Genomic DNA, 2,021 nt, shown 5'->3' on the forward strand with positions numbered 1-2,021 from the left:
GCGGTACCCTGACCAGGCACATCCCCCCCCGCCGGACCAGCGACACCCCCCGGCGCACCGAACTCACCCCGAAGGGACACCCCCATGCCGCTCGAAGCCGGCCTCCTGGAGATCCTCGCCTGCCCGGCCTGCCACGCCCCCCTCAAGGAGCAGGACACCGAGCTGATCTGCACCGGCCAGGACTGCGGACTGGCGTACCCGATCCGCGACGGCATCCCCGTCCTCCTCATCGACGAGGCCCGCCGCCCCGCGTAACGGCGCCCACCGCGCCGTACGGGCCGAAGCCGGACGCGAGGCGGCGCACGCGAGACGACTCGCGAGGCGACCGCACCGGCCGGCCGCGCAGCGCACCCGCACACCGACGACCACAGGCGATCGGAGACCTGACGCCATGCTCGACGAATCGCTGCTCGACACGCCGGAGGCCCTGGCCGAGGCGGACCACCGCGCCCTCCTGCGCGGAGCGGCCGAGGCAGGCGCCCGCGTCCGCACCGCCGCCCGGCACGCCACCGAGGCCGGCGTGCACGAGCTGAAACCGGACGGCCGCCCGCGCGCGATCCTCCTCGCGGGCCCCGGCGCCGCCGCCACCTGCGTCGCCGACCTCCTCGGCACCCTCGCAGGCGCCGCCTGCCCGGTCACCCGCCTCGCCCCGGCCGGCGTCGCCCCCGCCGCGGGCGCACTGCGCTGGGAACTCCCCGGCTGGGCCGGCTCCGTGGACCTCCTCATCGTCACCACCCCCGACGGCAGCGAGCCAGGCCTCTCCCTCCTCGTGGAGCAGGCGTACCGCCGCGGCTGCACCGTCGTCGCCGTGGCCCCCGCCGGCTCCCCGCTCGCCGACGCGGCAGGCGCGGCGCACGGCCTGTTCGTACCGATGGCGACCGCCCCCTACGAGCAGGACGAGCAGCCGCCCGTGGCGGCCTCCGCCCCCGGAGTCCTGTGGGCGCTCCTCATCCCCCTGCTCGCCCTCCTGGACCGCATCGCCCTCATCGCCGCCCCGCCCGAGGAACTCGAAAGGGTCGCCGACCGCCTCGACCACATCGCCGAACGCTGCGGCCCGGCCGTCGCGACCTACAGCAACCCGGCGAAGACCCTCGCCGCCGAACTCGCCGACTCCCTCCCCGTGATCTGGACGGAAGGCACCTCCGCCGGCCCCGCGGGCCGCCGCTTCGCCGCCGCGCTCGCCGAACTCGCCGGCCGCCCCTCCCTCGTGGCCGAACTCCCCGAGGCCCTCGCCGCGCACAACGCCCTGCTCGCCGGCCCGCTCGCCGCCGGCGCCGACCCGGACGACTTCTTCCGCGACCGCGTCGAGGAAGCGCCCGCCCTGCACGCGCGCGTGGTGCTGCTGCGCGACCGCCCGATCGGCGGCCTCACCGCCGCCCCGGCCGCCCGCGAACTGGCCCTCAGCCACGACACGCCGATCAGCGAACTGGAACCCGAGGCCGGAGACGAACTCGTGACCCTCGCCGAACTGATCGCCATGACGGATTTCGCCGCCGTTTACCTGGCGCTCGCCTCGGGAGCCTGATCTGACGACGACGGTCCGCGCAGCCCCCGAGGCCCGCAGCGGACCGCCGTCACGGACAGCCGACGACACACGGCGACACGCCGCGGCAGCCGGCAGCACACGGCGGCAACCGGTCGACCGCCGAAGGCAACCGACTGGCCGCCGACAGCTGACCGCCGACAGCCGACCGCCAACAGCCGACCGCGCGGCCGACAGCAGCGGCCGACCGCAGGACAGACAGAACAGGCAGGCAGACACCCGCATGGACCGCCTCGACAACATCATCCGCCCCTACGCCTGGGGTTCCCCCACAGCCATCCCGCACCTGCTCGACGTCGAACCCACCGGCGAACCGCAGGCCGAGATGTGGATGGGCGCCCACCCCGGCGCCCCCTCCCGCACCGGCCGGGGAACCCCCGCAGAGGGCAACGCGGTCCTGTCAACACGCCTCCGCCCCACCACGCACGCGTGAAAACCACAATCCCGGTTCATCCTTCAACAAAAAAAACAAAAAAAA

2 protein-coding genes and 1 pseudogene are annotated in these 2,021 nt (G+C 74.8%); all 3 read left to right on the forward strand.

From position 1 onward, the window contains the following. The first annotated feature begins 84 nt into the window (after positions 1-84). Positions 85-255: a Trm112 family protein gene (locus tag P1P75_RS41270; RefSeq protein WP_150471318.1), complete on the forward strand. Its 171-nt coding sequence runs from the start codon at positions 85-87 to the stop codon at positions 253-255. A gap of 136 nt (positions 256-391) precedes the next feature. Continuing rightward, complete coding sequence (locus P1P75_RS41275) at positions 392-1,525, forward strand: SIS domain-containing protein (protein ID WP_319265126.1); 1,134 nt, start codon at positions 392-394, stop codon at positions 1,523-1,525. Positions 1,526-1,766: 241 nt separating this feature from the next. After that, a pseudogene (locus P1P75_RS41280) lies at positions 1,767-1,919 on the forward strand (type I phosphomannose isomerase catalytic subunit); the annotation flags it as partial. Positions 1,920-2,021 lie beyond the last annotated feature (102 nt).

Origin of the sequence: Streptomyces sp. ID05-39B, assembly GCF_033794725.1 — a bacterium.
In the GTDB taxonomy this organism is placed as follows: Bacteria; Actinomycetota; Actinomycetes; order Streptomycetales; family Streptomycetaceae; genus Streptomyces; species Streptomyces bobili.

Excerpts from the sequence above, each read along its gene's own strand:
- P1P75_RS41270 (WP_150471318.1), top strand. The coding sequence starts at position 85 with ATGCCGCTCGAAGCCGGCCTCCTGGAGATCCTCGCCTGCCCGGCCTGC.
- P1P75_RS41275 (WP_319265126.1), top strand. The coding sequence starts at position 392 with ATGCTCGACGAATCGCTGCTCGACACGCCGGAGGCCCTGGCCGAGGCG.